The organism is Paenibacillus nitricinens (assembly GCF_052056485.1).
Classification (GTDB): domain Bacteria; phylum Bacillota; class Bacilli; order Paenibacillales; family Paenibacillaceae; genus Paenibacillus_AQ; species Paenibacillus_AQ nitricinens.
Genome location: NZ_CP183948.1, coordinates 1,726,647 through 1,750,438 on the forward strand (window position 1 = coordinate 1,726,647; position 23,792 = coordinate 1,750,438).

General features: G+C 43.4%; 20 protein-coding genes. 16 read left to right on the forward strand and 4 right to left on the reverse strand.

Features of this window, described 5'->3' with window-relative positions; all coding sequences use genetic code 11:
• Positions 1 to 132 precede the first annotated feature (132 nt).
• Positions 133 to 732 carry a TetR/AcrR family transcriptional regulator gene (locus ACN6KS_RS07670; RefSeq protein ID WP_440961725.1) on the forward strand — a complete coding sequence of 200 codons (600 nt, stop codon included), beginning with the start codon at positions 133 to 135 and terminating at the stop codon, positions 730 to 732.
• 46 nt (positions 733 to 778) lie between these two features.
• On the opposite strand, the gene ACN6KS_RS07675 is transcribed toward ACN6KS_RS07670, so the two are convergent.
• On the reverse strand, positions 779 to 1,051 hold the full coding sequence (locus ACN6KS_RS07675) for a hypothetical protein (protein WP_094876863.1): 273 nt from the start codon (positions 1,049 to 1,051) through the stop codon (positions 779 to 781).
• A 970-nt stretch (positions 1,052 to 2,021) separates the two neighbouring features.
• A complete protein-coding gene (locus ACN6KS_RS07680; RefSeq protein WP_440961726.1) occupies positions 2,022 to 3,521 on the reverse strand; it encodes an amidase in 1,500 nt (499 codons plus the stop codon).
• Positions 3,522 to 3,737: 216 nt separating this feature from the next.
• Here ACN6KS_RS07680 and ACN6KS_RS07685 point away from each other — a divergent pair, with 216 nt between their 5' ends.
• The gene (locus ACN6KS_RS07685) at positions 3,738 to 4,205 is read left to right on the forward strand and encodes a MarR family winged helix-turn-helix transcriptional regulator (protein ID WP_042186061.1); all 468 of its coding nucleotides are present in this window, start codon (positions 3,738 to 3,740) and stop codon (positions 4,203 to 4,205) included.
• 75 nt (positions 4,206 to 4,280) lie between these two features.
• Here the strand turns inward: ACN6KS_RS07685 and ACN6KS_RS07690 are convergent, their stop codons facing one another.
• Complete coding sequence (locus ACN6KS_RS07690; RefSeq protein WP_094871632.1) at positions 4,281 to 5,912, reverse strand: MDR family MFS transporter; 1,632 nt, start codon at positions 5,910 to 5,912, stop codon at positions 4,281 to 4,283.
• Between the two features lie 217 nt (positions 5,913 to 6,129).
• Between ACN6KS_RS07690 and ACN6KS_RS07695 the strand changes: the two genes are divergently transcribed.
• From ACN6KS_RS07695 to ACN6KS_RS07720, 6 genes are all read left to right on the forward strand, one after another.
• Positions 6,130 to 6,651 carry a MarR family winged helix-turn-helix transcriptional regulator gene (locus ACN6KS_RS07695; RefSeq protein ID WP_094871634.1) on the forward strand — a complete coding sequence of 174 codons (522 nt, stop codon included), beginning with the start codon at positions 6,130 to 6,132 and terminating at the stop codon, positions 6,649 to 6,651.
• A gap of 149 nt (positions 6,652 to 6,800) precedes the next feature.
• Positions 6,801 to 7,568 carry a metallophosphoesterase family protein gene (locus ACN6KS_RS07700; RefSeq protein ID WP_306440465.1) on the forward strand — a complete coding sequence of 256 codons (768 nt, stop codon included), beginning with the start codon at positions 6,801 to 6,803 and terminating at the stop codon, positions 7,566 to 7,568.
• A 124-nt stretch (positions 7,569 to 7,692) separates the two neighbouring features.
• Positions 7,693 to 8,730, forward strand: a complete 1,038-nt coding sequence (locus tag ACN6KS_RS07705; protein ID WP_440961727.1) for a helix-turn-helix domain-containing protein — start codon at positions 7,693 to 7,695, stop codon at positions 8,728 to 8,730.
• Positions 8,731 to 8,733: 3 nt separating this feature from the next.
• Positions 8,734 to 9,996 (forward strand): FAD-dependent oxidoreductase, encoded by a 1,263-nt coding sequence (locus ACN6KS_RS07710; protein ID WP_094871637.1) that lies wholly within the window; start codon positions 8,734 to 8,736, stop codon positions 9,994 to 9,996.
• 439 nt (positions 9,997 to 10,435) lie between these two features.
• Positions 10,436 to 11,353, forward strand: coding sequence for a DUF5692 family protein (locus tag ACN6KS_RS07715; RefSeq protein WP_094876867.1), 918 nt, complete (start codon positions 10,436 to 10,438; stop codon positions 11,351 to 11,353).
• Between the two features lie 1,718 nt (positions 11,354 to 13,071).
• Positions 13,072 to 14,457 (forward strand): MATE family efflux transporter, encoded by a 1,386-nt coding sequence (locus ACN6KS_RS07720; RefSeq protein WP_440961728.1) that lies wholly within the window; start codon positions 13,072 to 13,074, stop codon positions 14,455 to 14,457.
• 203 nt (positions 14,458 to 14,660) lie between these two features.
• Here the strand turns inward: ACN6KS_RS07720 and ACN6KS_RS07725 are convergent, their stop codons facing one another.
• Entirely contained in the window at positions 14,661 to 14,969 is a 309-nt protein-coding gene (locus ACN6KS_RS07725) for a CPBP family glutamic-type intramembrane protease (RefSeq protein WP_440961729.1), read from the reverse strand.
• Between the two features lie 864 nt (positions 14,970 to 15,833).
• On the opposite strand from ACN6KS_RS07725, the gene alaS reads away from it, so the two are divergent.
• The 8 genes from alaS to ACN6KS_RS07765 all read left to right on the forward strand — a co-directional run bounded on the left by alaS (position 15,834) and on the right by ACN6KS_RS07765 (position 23,742).
• Positions 15,834 to 18,467 (forward strand): alanine--tRNA ligase, encoded by a 2,634-nt coding sequence (gene alaS / locus ACN6KS_RS07730; RefSeq protein ID WP_440961730.1) that lies wholly within the window; start codon positions 15,834 to 15,836, stop codon positions 18,465 to 18,467.
• A gap of 316 nt (positions 18,468 to 18,783) precedes the next feature.
• On the forward strand, positions 18,784 to 19,059 hold the full coding sequence (locus ACN6KS_RS07735) for an IreB family regulatory phosphoprotein (RefSeq protein WP_042125473.1): 276 nt from the start codon (positions 18,784 to 18,786) through the stop codon (positions 19,057 to 19,059).
• Positions 19,059 to 19,475: a Holliday junction resolvase RuvX gene (gene ruvX, locus ACN6KS_RS07740; protein ID WP_094870613.1), complete on the forward strand. Its 417-nt coding sequence runs from the start codon at positions 19,059 to 19,061 to the stop codon at positions 19,473 to 19,475. The genes ACN6KS_RS07735 and ruvX overlap by 1 nt, the downstream gene beginning before the upstream one ends.
• A 13-nt stretch (positions 19,476 to 19,488) precedes the next feature.
• Positions 19,489 to 19,797: a DUF1292 domain-containing protein gene (locus ACN6KS_RS07745; RefSeq protein WP_038569507.1), complete on the forward strand. Its 309-nt coding sequence runs from the start codon at positions 19,489 to 19,491 to the stop codon at positions 19,795 to 19,797.
• Entirely contained in the window at positions 19,790 to 20,098 is a 309-nt protein-coding gene (locus ACN6KS_RS07750; protein ID WP_094870566.1) for a DUF1292 domain-containing protein, read from the forward strand. Before ACN6KS_RS07745 ends, ACN6KS_RS07750 begins: the two co-directional genes overlap by 8 nt.
• A gap of 176 nt (positions 20,099 to 20,274) precedes the next feature.
• The gene (mltG, locus tag ACN6KS_RS07755; RefSeq protein WP_341134106.1) at positions 20,275 to 21,324 is read left to right on the forward strand and encodes an endolytic transglycosylase MltG; all 1,050 of its coding nucleotides are present in this window, start codon (positions 20,275 to 20,277) and stop codon (positions 21,322 to 21,324) included.
• A gap of 56 nt (positions 21,325 to 21,380) precedes the next feature.
• A complete protein-coding gene (locus ACN6KS_RS07760) occupies positions 21,381 to 22,313 on the forward strand; it encodes a peptidase U32 family protein (protein WP_440961731.1) in 933 nt (310 codons plus the stop codon).
• 97 nt (positions 22,314 to 22,410) lie between these two features.
• Positions 22,411 to 23,742: a peptidase U32 family protein gene (locus ACN6KS_RS07765; RefSeq protein ID WP_094870568.1), complete on the forward strand. Its 1,332-nt coding sequence runs from the start codon at positions 22,411 to 22,413 to the stop codon at positions 23,740 to 23,742.
• The last annotated feature ends 50 nt before the right edge of the window (positions 23,743 to 23,792 follow it).

Below are 23,792 nucleotides of genomic sequence, written 5' to 3' on the forward strand. Positions count from 1 at the left end.
ACCCCCACTGCAAAATAATGAACTATTATTAATTGGATATTTCATATGTTATATTATTCCTAGTGAACAACGAAGTCAATGAAATTATGAAATAATTGATTATGAATATTTCATTAAATAAGGGTGGATAGCATGAATGGATTTGAGAAAAGAGCGGCACAGATAAAGCTCAAAATTATGAAAACTACAATGGATATGCTCAAGCTTTGGGAGCCCAAACGTCTTCGAATCGCAGACATTGCCAAAGAAGCAGGGGTCTCACAGGTGACGATTTATAATTATTTTGGCAGTAAGGAAGCTCTGCTTAGTGAGTCCTTTAAGGATTTTATAGAGAAGGCCATTCGTGACTTTGAAGATTACATTCATGGGGCGCATTCTCTGAAAGAGATTATTCAATATATTATGACGATGGAAAGAGAAACCTACAGTTCATTGCCTCCCGCGACGGTAAAGGAGCTTATGGTTGAAGACCAGGAAATGTTTCATTATATTGAGGAACGGTACACGAATGACGTTTTACCATTGATGGTCAAGATGGTGGAGGATGGAAAAGCACGAGGAGAAATCTCAAGTAAAGTGTCGACGAAAGGGATTCTTTCATTTATGGGAATGTACATGCGAAGTTCGGGGGAAATGCTAGATGAAGCCAGCAAACAAGAAGACATAGATGCCTTCCTGGAGGAAGCCATCCATCTCTTCTTTTATGGGATTTGCGGGCGGGAGCAGGAGTAGCGGGAGTAGCAGGAGCTTTGGTACATTTGGAATATTAACTCCACCATTAGATGCGTAAAATAGATGCGTAAAACTTTTTTTGCTCCTCAGGCATTCTTTCTATCAAATTATTGCTATAATTCATTGCTCTTAGAACACTATTGAGCTGATTATCATCTAAATCATCTGCATTCACGATAGGTACAACACGACCATCACTTCTTTTTTCAATAGTTAGCTCGGAATCAATTACAGTTCTTTGAGTAATTGAATCATCTTTAGTGATGATGTCATCTTGTGCGTTAGCTATCGGTGTAATTAGAAGAAATAGCGCCAGCACTACTTAGCTTATAGAGTCTGTTCATTTAAGGAATAAAATAATCACTAGAAGACTGCTAACCTGTTAATAGTAGAAATTAAAAATAACAGAAAATAATTCCGGTAAAAACTTTTATCGCGAGAGTTATGTTCTACAGAAATCATCCTCGGATAGTATATCGCATCTTGTCGTCTTATCAAATACAAAGGAGACCCTTGTATTCGAAGAGGTCTCCTTGGGTCAAAAAAATGTCGTGGTTCACCATTTAAAGAAGAATTAAAATCGTTGTATTATTTTTTGAGGAAATTCTTAACTCCATCATAAATTACAAGCAATCCAATAATTAAGGCTAATGATCTGATAGTAAATTCAAAATATAAAAGGGGACCCAAAATACTGTCAGTCGAATAGGTATACCCTGTAAGGATTATTGGTGAGAACATAATCAATAATCCGATGACGATACTTGATAAGAGCAATTTATTGTTGTTTTTATCCATCCAATTCTACACCACCTAATTAATGGGTATTTCTTATGAAGATAATACCATTTTTTTATAAAAGGGAATAATAACAAATCGCACTCAGCTTTTCTTTTTAATATATGTACTCTAATAAAAAACCATGAAGGATCGCTTAAGTCTGATCCTTCATGGTTTTGATTTTTTTATTTAGTACCAAGTAAAAGGATCGGACTGGAAAACGATCATATACAAATTACTATTACCCGTAGCAGAAATTCCAAGAGTTGTTGCACCACCGATTCCAATCTGTATATCACCAGTAATTGATTAAATAATGCCGTTATTATAAAACTTCCCATCTACAAGGTAGTAAATAGTAAATAGTATTTGCATCTTGAAGCAGAAAGAAGCCCGCACTAATAAAGAGTACGGGCTTCTTTCTAGCAATTTTACCCCTATTCATATAATAATATAAGCATTCATCTATACTAGGATCCTCAATTGACTTAGCCACCACTTCATGAATTTCATTCTGGGAACAGCGGATTCCCTGTCATCCCTATCCACAGTTCGGATTGTTCAAGCTGGGCTGCAAGCTGAAGCAGTATATCTTCCCGGCCTTTCGCAGCCATTACCTGTACCCCCAACGGCAGACCCTCTCGCGACATATGGACAGGAACACTCATAGCCGGTTGACCCGTCAAATTGGCGAGTTGGGTGAACGGTGTATAAGTTAAGCTTGGTTCAAACATCGCGTAAATCATGCGCTGCTGCTCTTCTTTCGGCAATTCATGTACATGCAGCAGCTTTTCGATCTCAGCAGCGCTATGCGTCAGCTCGCCAATCTTAGGTGCTGAATCCGCATTTGTTGGTGTGATATACAGATCGTAGCGATTAAGCAGACCTGCCATTTGAGCGGCTGCAATATCCCATTCATCCAGACTATGCACAAATTCAGCTGCAGAGACTTTTCTCCCAGCTTCTCCGAGGACCCAAGTGACGATATCTACTTCACTGGGAGTAATGGAACGTCCCTTCATCTTCTCCAGCGATACGAACATCGCTGCCACTTCCCCGGTATTCATCGTATAGTAATTCTCCATTAGCCTTACACCATTTACTGGACTCAGCTTTTCTTCCACTTCATACCCTTCAGCTTCGAGCCATTTTACAGTTTTGAGCACAGCAATTACGGCTTCATTCGTTACTGGTGTGCCTACTGGGGAAGCGGTTGTGAACGCTATGCGTAGTTTTCGCTGTGTTGGCTTGAATAGATCATCCAGATAGACACCAGGATATAACGGTGTTTGAAAAGCAGCCTCTGGCTGCACAACCTGCAGTAAATCCAGCATAGCAGCGGTATCGCGAACTGACCTTGTCAATGCAAAATCGATAGAAGCACCTTGCCATTGACGGCCTACACCTGGTCCTACTGGAGTGCGTCCACGGGTTGGCTTTAGCCCGAACAAGCCGGTGAACGAGGCGGGGATACGGATCGATCCACCACCATCACTAGCTCCCGCTGCCGGAACAATACCAGAAGCTACCGCAGCAGCAGCGCCGCCACTCGAACCACCGGGGGAATATTCGGGATTCCATGGATTACGTGCCGGGCCATGAAGGATGTTCTCGGTAATATTTTTGAGGCCGAATTCTGGTGTATTCGTATGTCCAAGCGGAATAAATCCGCCGTTTCTGATTCGTGCTACGTAGTTCGAGTCACGTCTAGCAATATTGTCTTTCATAAGCAAGGCACCCGAAGTAAGAGGTTCTCCAGCAATAGCTTGGGAGATATCCTTCAGCAGGAAAGGAACGCCAGCAAAAGGGCGAGCACTATCATGGACAGGCATATCGTCAGCTTCCTTAAGAGCAGCTTCTCTACGAGTGCGTACGACCGCATTAAGGACTGGATTGACTTCATCGAGCCGGGCGAAGGCGGCTTCGACCAACTCGCGAGGGGAGACTTCACGTGCTTTGACAAGCGCAGCAAGCCCTAGAGCGTCATGTGTAGAATAAGAAAAGGACATGATAGATAACCTCTTTCGAATAGGCGTGAATGGCCTGTATTTTATATATAACAATGTATCATTTATCGTCAGTAAAGGACGACCAAGCCCTTTCATCTGATCTTATTATACATCGCGCTAGTAATGATTTGAAAATGGATCCCTGACATCTATCAATTCTTTTTTATGTCCGATTAGGCTATACTTAGTGTTAAATGGATCTTATGGGGTGTACTGATGAACGAAGATAAATATCAGAATGTTGATGGACTAATGGAAGCTTTCCAGCAATTTGCCAGGATGAATTGGCGTAAAACTACAGTCTGGGGATTGAAGCCAAGTGAGGTTCGGATGTTGGTTTCTTTAAAGCTCGGCAAGGAACGGGAAGGGAAGAAGGGGCAGACGGTTTCAGATATCAGCAAGTTTCTTAAAGTCACTTCTCCTACGGTTACACAGATGGTCAATAGTCTGATTGCACAGGGATATGTAGTGCGTTCTGCCGATGCCCAGGATCGCCGAATCAGTGAAATCACGCTTACGGAAAAAGGAGAGCATTTGGCCGAAATGGCCGTAACGAAATCCCGAAATACCTTTAAAGGCATGATTGATTATATGGGCAGAGAAAAGACAGATTCGTTAATGGAGCTGTTAAACGAAGTCTACGATTATTTCGAAGAATTGAACGATCAACCAACCGAATCCTAATCTCCTTCACATAAAAAAGAGATGCCGCACAGCCTAAGCTGTTTACGGACATCTCTAATGTATATTTATTTGTGATTAGTGTGCAGCAGGTACTGACTTTTCAAGGTTTTTGCCTTCGCTTTTTCCCTCTGCAGTGACCTCTGTTTTTTTCTCACCACTTCGTAACGGAATTTCTTTAAGGAACAAGACAAGCAATGCTGCAATGACTAACAGTGCGGTGCCGCTTAAGAATACAACCGTCAGGGAATCGCTTAGTGCATTTCGCAGCATCTCAATCAATTGATTGAAGAGCGGTTGGATTTGCTCTGGCAGCGTTGCGTGCAGTTCCTTCAGCTTAGGCTGATCCAGCAGCATTTGCGGATTCATAAATGCGGAAAGCTGTTTAGCGGATTCAGGGTCAAGTTTGGTTAAATCTGGACCCTTGCCAGAGGACACCGCTGCTTCTAGTTTATTCGTTAATGTAGTATTCATGATGGTACCCATAATAGCAATACCAATGGTTCCGCCTAAATTACGGAACAAAGTATTTGTAGCAGTAGCAACCCCTAGCATGGAAGGCGCTACGGCATTTTGTACGGTTAAGGTAAATACAGGCATCGATAGTCCTAAGCCAATACCGAAGACAATCATGCTGACTACGGCCATCGCAATGTTGCTCATAAAGGCCATTAAGATCATGGCTGCAACCATAAATGGCATACCAATCAGGGCATAACGCTTGTATTTACCTGATTTGGAGATCCATCTGCCCACGAGCGTACTAAGTACAATCATTGCCAGTGACATCGGCATATTAATGAATCCCGAGTTGGTTGGGGAGACGCCTTCTACACCTTGGACAAAAAATGGCAGATAGATCATTGCGCCCATCATACCGGCATTCATCAGGAAGCCGACAACCATGGAGATGGTTACGATGGAATTCTTAAATAAGGATAATGGCAATACTGGACTTTTAGCTTTTCGTTCAATCAGAATTAAAATAATAACTCCGAGAATAGATGCCCCGAACAAGCTGAGTATCTCTGGGGAACCCCATTCATATTTTGTACCCGCCCATGAAAAGCCAAGCAAGAGTGCAACAATGGTAAGGGAAAGGAAAATGGAGCCTAAGTAGTCAATGGATTCTGAAGTGGAGCGTGTAGTTTTAGGAAACATTTTCCAAATCATAAAGAAAGCCACGATACCGAAAGGCAAGAAGATCCAGAAGATCCATTTCCAAGCCATGTGATCCACCATGAAGCCGCCAAGGGTAGGACCAATTACACTAGAGAATCCAAATATGGCCATCATAATTCCAGTCCATTTGGCTCTCTCTCTTGGAGCGAACAAATCACCTACAGCGGTTACGGTAGCGGACATTAGAATCCCGCCGCCAAGACCTTGAATCCCGCGATAAGTGATCATTTGAAAAATATTGGTCGACAATCCGGACAGGAAAGCGCCTATAATAAAAATAACGATCCCTGCTAGCAGGAATGGCTTTCTCCCGTAAATATCAGATAGTTTTCCGACAAGTACGGTAGCGATTGTGGAGGTGAGCATATAGATGGTAATTACCCAAGTATAATGTTCAATGCCTCCTAACATCGCAATAATTCGGGGCATTGCAGTACCTACAATGGTCTGGTTGATTGCTGCGAAAAACATAGCCGCCATTAAAGCAATCATAATTGTAACTTTTTTCTTTTGCGTAAGATGCTCCAGAGCTGTTCCTCTCCTTTAACTTCTATATATTGTAGTTTGGGAATTCATGTCTTATTAATTAGGTAGCCAAACTATCATTTATGTATAATACACAAATTCATCATTTAGCACAACTGTTTAATTATTTAATTTTTATGGAAACAGAATGTGAATTGGACTTGATTTTTTGGAAATAGGTAAGTAATCTAATTAGATTGAGTTAAATTGGAGGTGCCCTATGGATACTCAAAATAGTCAAGAGCAAAAGCTAATTATAGCCTTTGAAAATATTAAGCGTTTGACCTCTCGTCCGTCCTCGAAGGAAGCGATTTCGTATAGAGAATTTATGATGATGTATGTCATAAACAATTTAATGAAGCGAAAGAAGCTTTCAGACGAAGTCGAAGAGCAGCAGGGAGTCATGATTTCTAGATTAAGCGACTTGCTCCAAATTAGCAGACCTACTGCGACACAAATGGTTAACAGTTTGGAGGAGAAGGGTTATGTGGTGCGAACAACGTCCGATACCGATCGGCGGGTTGTATATATTGGTCTGACGAATGAAGGGGAGCAGATTTATGATTCCCAGATGGCTACTTTTTCAGGTATTTTAAGTGAAGTTACGGAAAAGGTGGGTAAGAAAGAGATCGACCAGTTGATTTTTCTGTGCGATCGTTTTCAAGAAGCAGTGCATGAAGTCAGAAGCCGCCAGTTTTTTAATCCATCCGATGAAGATCCACTCGTTTTGGATTCCGTATAGCGACCATTTCAAAAAAAGATATTTCGGTGCCTTTGCCCGGAACGTCTTTTTTTAATTATAAGAAAGTATAAGTTTCACGATATATTTTATCCTTATAATTCTCGCATAAACGCTCACCGTCCTTTAAAGGACGCCGAAGGCGTTTTAGCTTGCAGCATCCAGAGCCAGGAGGAATTACTATCAGAATATTAGCGATTAGCGACATTCACGGAAGCTATTCCGAATTCAACGCATTATTAAAAAAAATAAACTATCGGCCATCCGAGGACAAGCTCATCCTGATGGGGGATTATGTGGACAGAGGTCTCAATAGTAAAGGAATTGTGGATCAAGTTATGGCCCTAAAGCGGGAATGGGGCGTCACAGTTCTAAAAGGTAATCATGATAAAATGGCCTATGACGCGCTCACCAGCGAGGATGATAAACTGGATACACATTGGCTTAACAACGGCGGTTTGTATACATTGATGAGCTATTGTGAGGCGGATTCTGACTTTTTTAAAGCAGATTTTGGCTGGCGTGATTATATGTTGCTGAAAGAAGAAATTAGACAGAAATACAAACATCATTTGGACTTTCTAAGTTCATTACCCCTCTATTATGAGACAGACGAGCATATCTTTGTTCATGCAGGCATTAATCCATTACTTGAGGATTGGAAGCAGCAGGAGCCGTATGATTTTATTTGGATCAGAGAACCATTTTATACGAAACCTGTAGTTAACACTAACAAAACGGTAGTTTTTGGACATACGTCAACGACGGAACTGCATGATTCGGAAGACATCTGGTTTAGTCCGCTGGGCGATAAGATTGGTGTGGATGGTGGATGTGCCTATGGCCAACGTCTGAACTGCTTGGAGATTTCTGGAGGGGAATACATTACACATTTTGTTCAAAATGGGGAGAAGCCTTGAGCGGTCTCTCTTTTTTAATGGATTTCTTGTTATATAAGTCATGAAAAGAACTTAAGAAATTGTAGAATAGCACTGTATTAAACGCCGACTATGTATAAAATAAAGAGAATAGGGGGTGTAATAGATGAATGCAAACAACAAATATCATATCCTCATGCAAGGGACTATCAGCAACAATGTGAGCGAAACGTGTAAGGAGTTTGGTATATCCCGGACGATCTATTATCAGTGGTGTAAAGCTTACCAAGAGCAGGGGATGGATGGACTGGCAGAGAAGGAACGAAGGCCGGTAATGCCTAATAAAGTGGATAAGCGAACGGAAAGATTGATCTTACAATACGTTGCCAAATTTCCTGAAGATGGACCCAAGCGAATCTTTTACGAACTGCAGGATGAGGGTGTGAACATAGGGGAGTCAGGTATTTATAATGTGCTGCGTCGAAATAGGCTTAGTAAGAGAATAGAACGTGAGGCTTACGCCAAAGAAATCAAAGCAAAGAAGAGGGACGGCGCGCAAGCGGCTAACAGCAGAGGATGTAAAGAGAAACCAAAACCTCTGGACTATAAGATGAAAAATCGGGAAAATGCTCATCCCGGGTATATGTGCCAACAGAGCATTAGCTATATGGGAGTGTTCCCAAGGGTAGGAAAGGTGTATCAATACGTGGTCTACGATGCCTATTCCAGATTAGGCTTAGTTAAGCTTTATAATCGGAAGTCTTCCATTCAATTTATCGATTTTATGCATCTGAAGGTCATCCCATTAATGAAGACATTAGAATTCCAAATCGACAATTTGGTTACGAACAAAAGTCGTGAGTTTACTACAAACTGGGATAGAGGCAAACATAAATACAGCGATTTTTTACATAAGAACAACATAAATCAAGTAGCCATAACTGCAGATCAGACCGAAGTATTTCAGCCATTACAGCATTTTGTAGCGGTGTTGTCGAAAGAATTTTACCAGCAGGCTTGGTTGGATGTTTCGATAGGTTCCTTTGAGACTTTGGAAAAGCGCTTACACGAATACTTGAGAATCTATAATTTTAGCAGGGTAATCACAGACGGACCTAATCGGGGGAAAATACCATCAGATGTCGCACTTGAGTATTCGGGTCAGCGTGAGACCTTGCCATTATGGTTATTTACAAGGAGATAACGGATGATGACTAATGTGAAGTATGAAGACAGAATAGGGATCATCGGTGCAGGGATTTCTGGGGTTACAGCTGCCTACCAGCTAGCGAAAAAAGGATATACCCATATTACTCTCCTTGAGAAGTCAGACCGGGTAGGTGGCAAGTGTCATTCGATTGAATACAAGGGGAAAACCTATGAAATGGGAACCCTAATCGGCTTGCCAACTTATAAACATACGATAGAACTTATGAGAGAGTTCGACCTTATGGATAAGGGGCCACTTTTGGAACGGGGATTTTTTGATACAAACGGGCGCAAGACTTCACAGATTCCCATGGATCAGATTCAGGTGTTTACACAAGAATTTAAACGGTTGCCTGATATTTTGAAGCGTTATGAGTCCCTGCTAGAACCGGGGTTTCTCCACTTACCAGCAGATTTATGCCAGCCTTTTTCAGAATGGTGTACGGAGAATGATCTTTCTGTTATTGGGCAGGTGTATATGCATTACTTCAATACTTTTGGTTTTGGGAGTATTCAGGATGTGCCGGCCGCTTATGTATTGAAATTTCTTACTTATGATAATTTATTATCCTTTATTGAGATTACTCACATGATAACCTGGCCTAAGGGAGTCACAGAACTCATTAGAAGAATGGCTGACCAAGTAGAGGATCTGCGTCTGACTTGTGAAGTGCTACAGATGGAGCAAGAGGCAAACGGCCAAGTTCGGGTGGAAACAAATCAGGACATCTTTTATTTTGACAAGGTTATTTATACAGCTTCTTTAGAGCATCTAGGCGATATGGTGCACTTGTCTTCTGAAGATAGAACATTATTAGAGAGCATCACCTATGAACAGTTTAGAGTATACGCCTACAGAGTAAAGGGGTTACCGGAGCTTTCTGGATATATCCCTTGTAATATGAATCCTGAACGCAAGGGACATATGATGGCATGGTATTACAGGTGGGCAGATATGGGCACAACGGATTTAGTTACGGTTTACGTAGCGGAGAATGATGAAATGACAGATCTGGAGATGCGGGAAAAGGTAGAAAATAAACTTCACGAGCTGGGCGGCGAGAACATCCGTCTGTATATGATGAAGCGCTGGAGGCAATTCCCCCATGTAGATTCTAATGCGATCCGTGACGGCTTTTATGAACGGCTTGATCAGATGCAGGGCAGAGATGAAATCTATTATGCTGGAGAAATTATGAATTTTCCTACACTGGAGAACTGTATCGTATATTCGAAATATTTGGTTGACAGATTTTTTTGAAATATAGCGTTAACAGTAGCCTTGTCCACAAAGAAATTTGTCGGCAAGGTTTTTTATTGCAGAAAGTATATATTTTGGGCCTCTCACAAAGTACCTGAGTAAGCATTAAAGCAAAACTCCACTTTGTGGGGGATATTTTACGTTCAAGTTAGGTTTACAGTCTGTAGTTCTGTAGACATAGTTTCTAATAGATTCCCTTACTTGGGGTAGGTCCTTGGATGAATTCCAGTCCTATTGATGTGTAAACTCAACTTGAAATGAGACTATGAAAACCTTGATAAATCAACGTTTTGAGCGGTTTGATCGTTCGAAGGAGGATGGGATATATTGGTCTCAAGACATCACTTACATACAAAAAACACGAATGCTTACGAAGCTAGTTTTGCACGAAGACAATCAGTGATGCTTATGCTCATAAAACTTTTAGGAGGAATACATTATGTTTTTATTCGAATCGATTCCCTGGTACTCTGCTCTAATGTGGTTGGTAGTACTTGCAGGATTAATGTTTTTCAACGAAATAGCTCGAAGAAGCAAGTGGTTCTCAATCATTTTGTTTGTCGTTGTCCCTATTGTGCTTACCATAGCGGTCTGGCCAAATACGGCAGGCGAAGGCTCCAGTACTGGAACATGGTTTCACTGGGTAAAAGTATATTCTGCCTTGGCAGGATGTATAGGGTTTATGGCTATCCGTTATGTTAAAGGATGGGACAAAAATAAATATATATTAATGTTCCCGGCGATTATCCTTGCAGTTAACATTCTTGAAGCCGTTATCCGTGATTTCCAAGTGTACAGCTTGCAAGGTATGGTGGATGGCGTAATGATGGTAGGCGGTCCTTGGAACATTATGAACGGGATCGCAGGTATTCTGAACATTATTACGATTTCTGGTTGGATGGGTATTGTTATTAGTAAAGATAAGAGTAAGGATATGTTGTGGCCGGACCAGCTGTGGTTCTGGATCATTGCTTATGATATTTGGAACTTTGCCTATGTATATAACGCAGTTTCTGATCATTCCTTCTATGCAGGTGCAGCGCTTCTGATCTCTTGTACCATTCCAGCATTCTTCTTCAAAAAGGGAGCATGGCTACAGCACCGTGCACAGACTTTGGCGATTTGGATGATGTTTACAATGTCGTTCCCGGCGTTTGTTGGCGATTCAAAGTTCTCCGTACAATCTTCTCACAGCGAAACGGCGCTTTGGGTTGTGAGTGCATTGTCTTTAGCTGCTAATATTGCAGTGTTTGGCTATCACTTCTATAAGATTATCAAACATAAACGCAATCCGCTTAAAGTGGAAGTGTATACAGATTTAGCGGCTTATAAGACGATTGCGGAGAGTGCGAAATAATAGAAGAATTAATAGCTTCTTTAAGAATCCGCGCCTAGCGCGGGTTTTTTTATGGAATAGAATTTATAAAATTTCGAGATTTCGGAGAAATGTGAAACGAATTTATGGGATGGGCCTATATTCAACTGGTGGCGATGGGGAGCCCTGTTTTTAATTAAGCACACGCCTCTTTGGGATGTATAACGGGCCGAGCGCACCTTATATCCTTCGAAATGCATGTTTTAGTCGAGCTTACGGACAAATGTATGCGAAAAACCAAATACAATGTGCCGACGGTAACGTAAGCGAGCTAAATGTATGCGAAAAACTAAATACAATGTGCCGACGGTAACGTAAACGAGGGAAATGTATGCGGAAAACCGAATACAATGTGCCGACGGTAACGTAAACGAGGGAAATGTATGCGGAAAACCGAATACAATGTGCCGACGGTAAAGTAAACGAGCCGAATGTATGCGAAAAACCGAATACAATGTGCCGACGGTAACGAAACGAGCCGAATGTATGCGAAAAACCAAATACAATGTGCCGACGGTAACGTAACGAGCCAAATGTATGCGAAAAACCGAATACAATGTGCCGACGGTAACGAAACGAGCCGAATGTATGCGAAAAACCAAATACAATGTGCCGACGGTAACGTAACGAGCCAAATGTATGCGAAAAACCGAATACAATGTGCCGCAAGTAACGTAAACGAGCCGAATGTATGTGAAAAACTAAATACCAAATACAATGTGCCGCTAGTAACGTAAGCGAGCCAAATGTATGCGGAAAACCGAATACAATGTGCCGCAAGTAACGTAAACGAGCCGAATGTATGTGAAAAACCGAATACAATGTGCCGACAGTAACGTAAACGAGCCAAATGTATGCGAAAAACCAAATACAATGTGCCGACGGTAACGTAAACGAGCCGAATGTATGTGAAAAACCGAATACAATGTGCCGACGGTAACGTAACGAGCCAAATGTATGCGAAAAACCAAATACAATGTGCCGACGGTAACGTAAACGAGCCAATTGTATGCGAAAAACCGAATCAATGTGCCGCAAGTAACGTAAACGAGCCGAATGTATGCGAAAAACTAAATACCAAATACAATGTGCCGACGGTAACGTAAGCGAGCCAAATGTATGCGAAAAACCGAATACAATGTGCCGACGGTAACGTAAGCGAGCCAGCGCCGTTATTCGCCCCAAGTCACCCGGGAATGGGCTTGTTATTAGGGAATAAGTGCAATACGGTCCGTCTCTCCGAGTCTTACTACGAAGTTCTTGCTTATAAGAAGCTTTCGAGTCACAAGTAAGAATATTCCTACACATTCGCATTTGCAGTTTTTAGATGTAGTGAAGAGGATATCTGAACAAAATGCTGTATTATTGCAGCGGCTTTAAGTGATATTAAGATATAATTTAGATGAAATATCAGACAATAGGTGCGACATCGTTCGAAGCCTTTTCAATCGAAGTTCCAACCTTGAAGGAGAGAGTCTGAACGAATGATTCTATGGTCTGAAGCTACATAATTATGATGAAGTTTATGTTCTCCAAATATGTGAAGGACAGTTGCTGTTTTTTGACTCCTGATTAAAGACTTAAAAGTGTATCTATAGTAAACTGAATGTAAAGTGCCCACGGTATAATGGGTATAATTTGTTAAAAAGCTCTTCGGATGAAGAGTTTTTTCCATTTTACAGAAAAGAATGTGATATGTTATGCAGCTTCGCGCGAGTCTTCAGAAGAAAAGATTGCTGGAGAAATATCTTTCTGGGGAGGGGATGGATTATCGGCAAATTATAGCTTTATTTATTCCAATTCTGATTGACCAGGCCTTCATTATTGGACTTAATCTGGTAAATACCGCAATGATCAGCTCGTCCGGGATGGCGGCGGTCAGTGCAGTGAATATGGTGGATTCGCTGAATATTTTTCTGATCAATGTGTTCGTGGCGGTTGCAACCGGGGGGACAGTGGTAGTCGCGCAGTATAAAGGGAGCGGAAATGACCGGATGGTGTCCCAGGCTACGGCGGCTTCGGTCGCCTCGGTGTCGCTGATCGCTTTGGGAATTGGTCTGCTGCTGATGGGCTTACATACTCCTATATTGAACCTTTTATTCGGAACCGCCTCACCCGAAGTGCTGGACAATGCCCGCATCTACCTGATCGGCAGCAGCATCTCATATCTGGGCATCGCGGTGGTTCAGGCGGTATGCGGGGCTCTGCGAGGAGTGGGCAAGACTCGGGCTTCTTTGATGCTGTCGCTCATCATGAACCTGCTGTATGTTATCCTGAACGTGGTCTTCATTAACCTGTTGCACATGGGTGTGCTGGGGATGACGCTTGCGATTAATATCGCGCGGTATGCAGGTATGGTTTGTGCCCTGGTGTATCTGTTCAAGGTGGATACGGCCCTGCGGGTGCGTTTTCGTGACCTATTCCGAATCCCTCTGACCATGCTGCGGAGAATCATGTTTATCGGCGTGCCGTTCGCGGCGGAGCAGATGTTCTTCAACGGGGGTAAACTGCTCACCCAGGTGTTTATTGTCAGCCTAGGCACTTATGCCATTGCGACCAATGCGATTGCCGGCTCGCTGGCTCTGGTGTTTCAAATTCCAGCCAGCGCGCTGTCTCTAACTATTGTAACGGTGGTCGGCCAATGTATCGGGCGAGGGAATGTCTCAGAAGCCAGAAAGTTCATCAAGTCCTTTCTCTGGATCGGGTCCGGCTCTTTGGCGTTGATCGCCTTGATTCTGATGCCGCTATTCCACCCGCTGGTATCGATCTTTTCCCCACCTTCCGAGATCATTGATGATCTGTTTGTGGTGCTGCTGGTGAATTCCATTGCCCAAGTTCCGCTGTGGGCCGTCAGCTTTATTTTGCCGTCCGCACTGCGGGCAGCTGGAGATTCCCGCTTCACCTCAATTACCTCGATGCTGACAATGTGGCTGTTTCGGGTGATTTTTGGATACATCCTTGGGATCCAGCTGGGCTACGGCGTCATGGGTGTCTGGCTGGCAATGAACTGCGAGTGGGCCGTTCGGGGGGGCATTTTTCTGTGGCGCTTCAAGGGCGAAAAGTGGTTTGCGCATAAGCTGATTTAGAATTGTTGATAAGGATACGTACTGCCAACGCCTGTTGCCGGAAACGTAGCTATTAAAAACGTAAAAATAGAGCACAGGGCAGCGATTCTCATATTTACTTGAGAATCGCTGCCCTACGTTTTGGTTATCGACTGCTTGCATTAGCTGATTATGATTAGGACTGGGTCAGTCACCACTCTAGAAAATTCTCCGACTCCATCTATTCAGCTTGGCACTGCCCCCTCTGATTTCTGCGCTCGGAATTCCTTCCTTTTGAAACAAATTAAAAGACAAGTCAGTAACAACACACAGATTAACGTTGCTGTATGAGTCCAAAACATAATCTGAACATTCATTAAGGCATGGACGCCTATCACGAAAAATAGATTCTTGGTTAGGACATAGAGTAATGAGAATATGACCCCTAGAATTAATAGTGCGATAAAATCATAAACAAAATCCTTTCTGACTAATCCTGAATAGATCCGATTTGGGATATGTATAGCGACATAGATAGATTGTGAGATAAGCATTGCTTATCCAATTCGTGAAGTATTGTTATCGCCTTTTTTTAATAAGAGATAGCATTTCCGAAAATCTGACCCAGGAATTCACCAAAGACGACGTTCGAATTCGTAAAGATATCATTATTGAATGTTAAACTTGAGTGAGTCAGTAATGTCATACCTAAATCAACAATGTTTATAGCGAGCCAAAATAATAAACTACCGAAAAGTGCTGCTAATAAAAATGAGACTGACCATAAAGCGTATTGATGTAGGCTTAACTTTATCCATCGATAGGTCCTCAGTTACTTTATTGCGCAGCATGATTTGTAATCCTCCTTAGGTTTTACCCGAGAATTGAGTATTATAGAGCACTATTTATAATACATAATTTCCCAAGTAATATCTGAGATTTACTATGTTCTTTAAGTGCTTGAGTTCACCATTACAAAAATCATATATTCTCACGTATCCTTAACTCCTCCCCAGATTGACAGATGAAGGGGCACTGGCTATACTTGAAATGTTAAAATGCAAATCGGATAAAACGTTGATGAAAATGAAGTACACCGGAGGATGGCTTGATCAGAGAACAGGTTCCTTTACGAAAGCGTTTCGTAATGGCTGGGAGAACCTTGAAGACAGGCCGGTGGAAAGCTAATTTCGGAGTGTGAGATCACAAGCTCACCGGGGGCACCCGTTATCAGCCGCGACAAGGCGATCGCCCTTTAACTTTCCCGTAAATTGGGTCAAGGCGATAACCAGGGTGGTACCGCGATATTAATCGTCCCTGAATTATTCAGGGGCGTTTTTTTGTTTTTATTTTTTTAGGAAATTTGTATAATCTGGCGCATGCGCCGAATTAAAAAGATGAGACGGGAGCTGTAAACAATGAAAGCAAGTGAAATTCGTTCCAAATGGCTTAAGTTTTTTGAAAGTAAAGGTCACAAAATTGAACCTAGTGCATCTCTCGTACCGCATAACGATCCTTCGCTGTTGTGGATCAACGCAGGTATGGCGCCGCTGAAAGCATACTTCGATGGCCGTGAGATTCCTGAGAATCCGCGCCTGACGAACTCGCAGAAATGTATTCGTACCAATGATATCGAGAATGTAGGGAAGACACGCCGTCACCATACGTTCTTCGAAATGTTAGGTAACTTCTCTATCGGCGATTATTTTAAAGAAGAGGCGATCACATGGGCTTGGGAATTCTTGACCGGCAAGGAGTGGATCGGCTTCGATCCAGAACGTATCTCCGTAACTGTGTATGCTGAGGATGAGGAAGCTTTCAAGCTGTGGAATGAAAAAGTAGGCTTGCCAGCAGAACGCATCATTAAGCTGGGAGATGAGAACTTCTGGGATATCGGCGAAGGTCCTTGTGGTCCTTGCTCGGAAATCTTTTATGACCGCGGCGAAGCTTACGGCAGCGACATGAGTGATCCAGAAATGTATCCAGGTGGAGAAAACGAACGTTGGCTCGAAGTATGGAACCTTGTGTTCTCACAATTCAACCATAATAAGGATGGCAGCTATACGCCGCTTCCGAACAAGAACATTGATACCGGTGCTGGACTGGAGCGTTTTGCATCAATTCTTCAAGATGTAGATTCCAACTTCGATACCGATTTGTTCCAACCGATTATTCAAAAAACAGCTGAGCTTGCTGGTGTAACTTACAAGGATAATGTTGAACAGGATATCGCGCTTAAAGTTATCGCAGATCATGTGCGTACCGTTACTTTTGCCGTAGGGGATGGAGTACTTCCTTCTAATGAAGGTCGTGGTTATATTATCCGCCGTTTGCTGCGCCGTGCTGTTCGCTACGGAAAGACCCTGGGCCTGGATCGTCCGTTCCTGCATGAACTGACAGAAACAGTTGGTGAGATTATGGGTGTGTATTATCCATCCGTTGTCGAGAATCGGGAATATATCGCCAAGATTATCCGTACAGAAGAAGAACGTTTCCATGAGACATTATCTGATGGATTGGCTATCTTGGGTGAGATCAGTGCTAAAGCAAAAGCAGATGGACTCAGCACGATTCCTGGATCCGATGCATTTAAGCTATATGACACTTACGGATTCCCATTTGACCTGACGGAAGATTTCGCAGCAGAGCAAGGATTAACTGTAGACCGTGAAGGCTTCGATATCGCTATGCAAGAACAGCGTGATCGTGCAAGAGCTGCACGTCATGACGGTGGCAGCATGAAGATCCAAGGTGGCGCATTAGCGGACCTGACGGTTAAAAGTGAATTTGTTGGATATAATGACTCGGTAACAGAGTCGAAAATCATGGCTATTGTTGTGGGTGATGAATTGGTCGATACCGCTGGTGAAGGCGTAGAGTGCCAAGTAATTCTTGAGGCAACACCGTTCTATGCTGAAAGTGGTGGACAAGTGAGTGACACAGGACTGCTTACTGGCGGTTCAGTTACAGCTAAGGTAAAAGGATTGTTCAAGGCTCCACATGGTCAACATGTACATTTGGTAACTGTGGAAGCTGGAGAATTGAAAGTAGGCGAATCGGTTCGCGCTGAAGTGGATCGTGCACAGCGTGAAGATATCGTGAAGAACCATACAGCTACTCACCTACTGCATAAAGCGCTCAAAGAGGTTCTGGGCGGTCATGTCAACCAAGCAGGATCTTTAGTGGAAGGTGCACGTTTACGGTTTGACTTCTCCCATTTCGGAGCGATTACACCGGAGGAACTAAGCGACATCGAGCATCGCGTGAATGCACAAATCTGGCGTGGTCTTGATGTAGTCATTGAGAACAAGCCAATTGATGAAGCTAAGGCTATGGGAGCCATGGCACTATTTGGTGAAAAATATGGCAATATCGTCCGTGTCGTTCAAGTCGGCGATTACAGCCTTGAGCTTTGTGGTGGATGCCATGTATCCAACACATCTCAAATTGGAATTTTCAAGCTGCTTAGCGAAAGCGGCATTGGTTCCGGAGTGCGCCGTATCGAGGCAGTAACTGGACGTTTCGCTTACCAGTTTACTGAGAGCCAACTGGATCTGCTCAAGCAATCTGCGGGTCTGCTGAAGTCTTCTCTGAACGACGTTCCAAAACGGATTGAAGCATTGCATAACCAAGTGCGTGAGCTTTCGCGTGAGAATGAATCCTTGCAATCTAAGCTTAGCGCAACCTTTGCCGCTGAACTAACAAGCAGTGTGAAGACGGTTGGTGCAGGTACACAGCTTCTTGCTGTTGCTGTTCAAGCAGGAAATATGGACGCTCTGCGTTCTACTGCAGATGAATTGAAATCCAAGCTCCCGGATGCTGTGCTTGTTCTGGGTGCAGCCATGGACGACAAGGTGAACTTTGTTGTTGCTGTACCACAGGATCTGGTGAAGAAGGGCTTCCACGCTGGTAAGATTGTTAAAGAAGTCGCAGCAGTATGCGGTGGCGGCGGTGGAGGACGTCCAGATATGGCACAAGCTGGTGGTAAAGATGCCTCCAAGCTTGGCGAGGCACTGGCTAAAGCAGAAGAATTAGTGGCTTCCCTAGCATAAATAAAAATTACGAAACTATTTCTTAATTTAAACGTATTACGAAAAAACATAGCGGTACTGAGAGTTTGACATCAGTACCGCTACTCTTTATTAACAGGTGGTTAGATTTTCATGAATAGTTGTGCTTGACAATAGCTTAAAAGCCAAAAATATCATTATTTTTGTAGAGGAAATGCCAAAAAAAGCGTGATTCCACGCGCAGGATTTCCTCGTTGGGCTATGAATATGTTATGATAAAGGAAGCAAGTGAGCTGCACAGTAGCAACTTTGCGAAGCCGCCCTTTTAGGGTGATTTTGCAGAAGGAAGGTGTCACAAATGGACTCCATGGACAAAACGGTCAAATTCAATGTGAAGGGCGACGAAAAGGAAGCTTCTCCCCAGGAAATATTGCTCGCTGTATACGATGCACTGGTGGAGAAAGAGTATCATCCGATCAATCAGATCGTAGGGTATCTACTTTCCGGAGACCCAGCTTACATTCCGCGTCATAACAATGCGAGAAGTTTGGTCCGGAGAAAAGAACGTGATGAGCTGATTGAAGAGCTGGTTAGATTCTACCTCGTCAATCACAAGGTGGATAATCCCAGATGATGAAGAAGTTAGGATTGGATTACGGCGACCGTAGAATCGGTGTAGCCACAAGCGATGTTTTTGGATGGACGGCACAAGCTCTTGAAACGATTGAGCGCCGCGGTACTGGTAATGAGTTCGAACGTATTCGTGAACTTATTACGGAGCACGAAATTGGAGAGATTGTCGTTGGTCTACCGAAGAATATGAACGGCTCAGTAGGACCCCGGGGCGAAATCTGCATAGAGTTCGCTGACAAGCTACGGGAGCAATTTGCAATGCCCGTACACCTTTGGGATGAGCGTCTGACGACGGTATCCGCAGAGCGGGTGCTGATTGAAGGGGACGTCAGCCGGAAGAAACGCAAAGGGATTGTGGACAAAATGGCTGCAGCCCTGATTTTGCAAAATTTTTTGGATGCTAACAGTAAAAGGTGAGGGGTGCGAGGATATGACAAACGAACAGATTGGCCAAGAGGAAGAACCGGAAATTATCTATATTCCTGATGAGGAAGGTAATGAAGAGGAATTCGAGGTCATTATGAAGTTTGAGGTTGATGGCTCGGACGCTAAGTACATGATGGTGGTTCCGCTTGATTCCGAGGACGAGGAAACCGATGAGGTTTATGCGTTCCGTTATGTGGAAGAAGGCGATGATCTTCAATTGTTCATGATCGATAATGACGAGGAGTGGGCGATTGTCGAAGAGACTTTCAACACACTGGTTGACGAGTTGGACGGAGGATCAGAGAATGACTGATGTATCCGCTGATCAAGCGGTATGGTCCTCGCGGCTTAAGGAAGCCTATGGAGAAACAGTAGAACTGGAAGATGAGCAGGGCAAGTCTTCCATTTACGATATTATCGCCGAATTTGAAGTCGGTGGTATTGGCTATGCGGTGCTGAAAGGCGCTGGTAAAGACGTGGAATATGAAATTCTGCGTATCGTTGTCTCTCCTAACGGACTTCCGGAACTAGAGAACATCGTGGACGATGAAGAGTGGGAAGACATCTCTGAGCTATATGATGAGATGACGTTTCCAGTGGACGATGCAGAATAAACTTTAAACATGTACGTTACATTTATGATGAGTACGGAAGAGGGCGGAGAATTCCGCGCTCTTTTTGCTTGGAATACGATCAATATAATTAAAACAACAATCATGATCATGAAATATGTATTGAATTTTAAGTAGTACACTTTTATACTTTATAGTCGGAAAGTGAGGAACCTGACTTGAAATCCGCAATCCGTACGGTGCTTATCGTTATTCTTTTGCTGGTAGCAGCAGGAGGCGGAGGCGCTTGGTACATTTGGAACGGGATGCAGCCGGTAGAACCTGCAGGTCCTGCCGTAACATTTACGATAGAAAAGGGCATGGGCAGCGCGGAAATTGCTGATCTGCTCGAACAAAATGGCATTATTCGGAACAGTCTTTTTTTTAAGGGATATTTGAAATGGACTAAAGAAGGCTCCAGCTTTAAAGCTGGTACTTATGTTGCTAGTCCAGGAGACACCTATGACGAGCTCATCGAGAGGTTAAATGCTGGTGATGTTGTTAAAGAAGAGACCGTGACTTTCACGATTCCGGAAGGATATACTGCTGAGCAGATTGCCAAGAAGCTTGCTGAGGCTTGGAATCAGGATGCTGCTATTTTTCTTGAAATCATGAATACCGGTGCAGGCTTGAAGGGAATTGATGCTCTAGGTATCCCACAGGATAAGAACCTTCGTCATCGTCTTGAAGGATATTTGTTCCCTGAAACATATGAACTGGCCAAGGATAGTACGCCGCAGGAAGTTGTAGAAGCATTATTGGATCAGTTCCAGCAGAAACTGGATACGATCCCGAACTGGAAGCAAAAGCTTGAAGCACGTGGAATGACACTTCATGGGCTGTTGACAGTGGCCTCGTTAGTCGAACGTGAGGTTGTTGTAGATAGTGAACGACCACTAGTTGCTGGCGTGATTTATAACCGCTTAAAGAAAGAGCAGAAGCTTGAGATCGATGCTACGGTTCAATATTTGCTCGACAAACAGAAGGAAAGACTGTTATATAAAGATTTGGAAGTTGACAGTCCTTATAATACGTATAGAAATATTGGGCTTCCTCCGGGACCTATTAGTAATCCGGGGCTGGCCTCCATTCAGGCAGCACTTGAACCTCAGGCATCTGAATATTACTTCTATGTGACTAAGAAAGATGGTACACAGGGCCATTTGTTTGCTAAGACCTACAAGGAACATTTAGCCAATATCGAAAAAAGTAAGCAAGAATCGAAATAAAATATTAAAATGAAGAGTGGTGCGGTTGAAATAACTGTACAAGTAGGAGGTACAACATGATTAACAAACCGGAATTGCTGGCGACAGCAGCATCTTTAGAGGAAGCTGCTGCTTTGCTGGATGCCGGAGCAGATGCATTGCTCATCGGGGATGACCGTTTCGGCATGCGTCTTGCCGGACATTTTTCTTTGGAGGATACAGCTGCTGTTGTAGAAATGACACATGCGCGTGGCTGCAAAGTATATGCTGGACTAGGTGGACTCATGTCCAACCTTCTTCTGGAAGAGCTCCCTGCCTATGTGAAAGCTATAGGTGAACTTGGTGTTGACGGTGTTGAGTTCGGTGATCCTGCGGTATTAACCACAGTGAAGAAGGAAGCACCGGGTATCAATCTGCATTGGAATGCGGAAATGACCTCTACCAATTACGCAACCGCGAATTATTGGGGGCGTAAAGGTGCTACTCGCGTAGTTCTTGCGCGTGAGCTGAATATGGATGAAATGACGGAAATGGTTCCGCTTTTAGAGGTAGAGGCACAGGTTCAGGTTCACGGCATGACCAATATATACCATTCCAAGCGTAAGCTTGTAGAAAGCTATATGTCACATCAAGGACGTCCAAGCGAGGGCGGCAGTCTTGGTAAGGAACGTGGTCTATTTTTGATCGAGGCAGAACGAGATGACCAAAAGTTCCCGATCTATGAAGACGAGAACGGTACACATATTATGAGTTCGGAAGATATTTGTATTTTGGAGGATCTTCATATTCTTATGGCTGCAGGCGTGCAGAGTTTTAAGATTGAAGGATTGTTGAAATCAACAGCGTATAATGTGGCGGTTGTTAAGACTTATCGCAAAGCTATTGATCTTTATGCAGCTGATCCAGAAGCTTATTCTTTCCAAGAGGATTGGATGGAAGCTATCAGAACGCTGCAGGATCCAGAACGGGAGCTAAGCTTCGGATTTTTCTATAAAGAGCAAGTATATTAAGTTTAATTTAATGAGAGTTTTTTAGATCCCCGCAAAGACTAGGTGCAGTAATCATGCATAGACATCACTTTGTGGGGCGATGGAGGGGAGAACAGGAATGGGAACCATGACAAAGCCGCAATACAAGGGCAAACGATACCGTCTGGATAAACCGGAGCTCCTAGCTCCGGCCGGTAATTTGGAAAAATTAAAATTCGCAGTACACTATGGTGCGGATGCTGTTTATATCGGAGGGCAGAAATACGGCTTGCGTTCAGGAGCAGACAATTTCAGCTTTGAGGAAATGCGTGAAGGTGTTGAATTCGCCAAGAAATACGGCGCTAAGGTATTTGTTGCAACGAACATCTATGCTCACAATGAAGATGTCGCAGGGATTGAAGAATATCTGCGTAACTTATATGAAGTTGGTATTGCTGCTATTATCGTTGCTGATCCGGTCATTGTAGATACAGCACGCCGTTTAGTACCTGGATTAGAGGTACATTTGAGTACTCAGCAGTCTACACTAAACTGGCAAGCGGTATCCTTCTGGAAAGAAGAGGGTCTGCCACGTGTCGTACTCGGACGTGAGACAAGCCTGGAAGAAATCGCTGAGATTAAGAAGCATGTTGATATTGAAATCGAAAGCTTCATCCATGGAGCGATGTGCTCTTCATACTCAGGAAGATGCGTATTATCCAATCACTTTACAGACCGTGACTCCAATCGGGGAGGCTGCTGCCAGTCTTGCCGCTGGAAATATGATCTGTTCGAGGATGCGCGGCCTGAGGACACTTGGGTGTCTGAAGAAGATCAAGCTGAAGCACAATCTCCGGCACCTATGCTTCCAGGTGTAACTCAGATTCCACTGCATCAGCAAGGAGATAATCCTTTCTCTATGGGATCTAAGGATTTGTGCATGCTGGAAAGTATCCCTGAACTTATTGAAGTAGGTATCGATAGCTTCAAGATCGAGGGACGGATGAAATCGATTCACTATGTAGCCACTGTCGTTAACGCTTATCGTAAAGCTATTGATGCCTACATGGCTGATCCTGAAGGATACGAGTTGAAGCAAGAGTGGTTGGATGAGCTGAACAAAGCGGCGAACCGTCCGCTTAACACAGGATTCTTCTACGATACTCCGGATCATGAAGATCATATCTATGAGCCTGAAGAAAAAGCGGCTCCTTATGATTTTGCCGGACTTGTACTGGAATACGATGCTGAGAGTGGAATGGCGCTAATTCAACAACGTAATCACTTCAAGCCTGGTCAGGAAGTTGAATTCTTCGGACCCAATGATACATTCTTTAAGCAGACTGTAGCGGAATTGTGGGATGAAGCAGGCAACCCGCTTGACGCAGCCCGTCATCCTCTGCAGCGTGTTCGCATGAAGGTAGATCAGCCCGTAGCATACTTTGATATGATGCGTAAGAAAAAATCTTGATAAGATAAAGGGATGTTCTTTGCAAAAAGGGCATCCCTGTTTTTCTTTTG

What these genes read in the sequence shown, in the direction of transcription:
- ACN6KS_RS07670 (WP_440961725.1), top strand. Translation starts at nt 133, where the DNA reads ATGAATGGATTTGAGAAAAGAGCGGCACAGATAAAGCTCAAAATTATG.
- ACN6KS_RS07680 (WP_440961726.1), bottom strand. Translation starts at nt 3,521, where the DNA reads ATGTCCTTTTCTTATTCTACACATGACGCTCTAGGGCTTGCTGCGCTT.
- ACN6KS_RS07685 (WP_042186061.1), top strand. Translation starts at nt 3,738, where the DNA reads ATGAACGAAGATAAATATCAGAATGTTGATGGACTAATGGAAGCTTTC.
- ACN6KS_RS07695 (WP_094871634.1), top strand. Translation starts at nt 6,130, where the DNA reads ATGGATACTCAAAATAGTCAAGAGCAAAAGCTAATTATAGCCTTTGAA.
- ACN6KS_RS07705 (WP_440961727.1), top strand. Translation starts at nt 7,693, where the DNA reads ATGAATGCAAACAACAAATATCATATCCTCATGCAAGGGACTATCAGC.
- ACN6KS_RS07710 (WP_094871637.1), top strand. Translation starts at nt 8,734, where the DNA reads ATGATGACTAATGTGAAGTATGAAGACAGAATAGGGATCATCGGTGCA.
- ACN6KS_RS07715 (WP_094876867.1), top strand. Translation starts at nt 10,436, where the DNA reads ATGTTTTTATTCGAATCGATTCCCTGGTACTCTGCTCTAATGTGGTTG.
- ACN6KS_RS07720 (WP_440961728.1), top strand. Translation starts at nt 13,072, where the DNA reads ATGCAGCTTCGCGCGAGTCTTCAGAAGAAAAGATTGCTGGAGAAATAT.
- ACN6KS_RS07725 (WP_440961729.1), bottom strand. Translation starts at nt 14,969, where the DNA reads ATGCTTATCTCACAATCTATCTATGTCGCTATACATATCCCAAATCGG.
- alaS (WP_440961730.1), top strand. Translation starts at nt 15,834, where the DNA reads ATGAAAGCAAGTGAAATTCGTTCCAAATGGCTTAAGTTTTTTGAAAGT.
- ACN6KS_RS07735 (WP_042125473.1), top strand. Translation starts at nt 18,784, where the DNA reads ATGGACTCCATGGACAAAACGGTCAAATTCAATGTGAAGGGCGACGAA.
- ruvX (WP_094870613.1), top strand. Translation starts at nt 19,059, where the DNA reads ATGAAGAAGTTAGGATTGGATTACGGCGACCGTAGAATCGGTGTAGCC.
- ACN6KS_RS07745 (WP_038569507.1), top strand. Translation starts at nt 19,489, where the DNA reads ATGACAAACGAACAGATTGGCCAAGAGGAAGAACCGGAAATTATCTAT.
- ACN6KS_RS07750 (WP_094870566.1), top strand. Translation starts at nt 19,790, where the DNA reads ATGACTGATGTATCCGCTGATCAAGCGGTATGGTCCTCGCGGCTTAAG.
- ACN6KS_RS07760 (WP_440961731.1), top strand. Translation starts at nt 21,381, where the DNA reads ATGATTAACAAACCGGAATTGCTGGCGACAGCAGCATCTTTAGAGGAA.
- ACN6KS_RS07765 (WP_094870568.1), top strand. Translation starts at nt 22,411, where the DNA reads ATGGGAACCATGACAAAGCCGCAATACAAGGGCAAACGATACCGTCTG.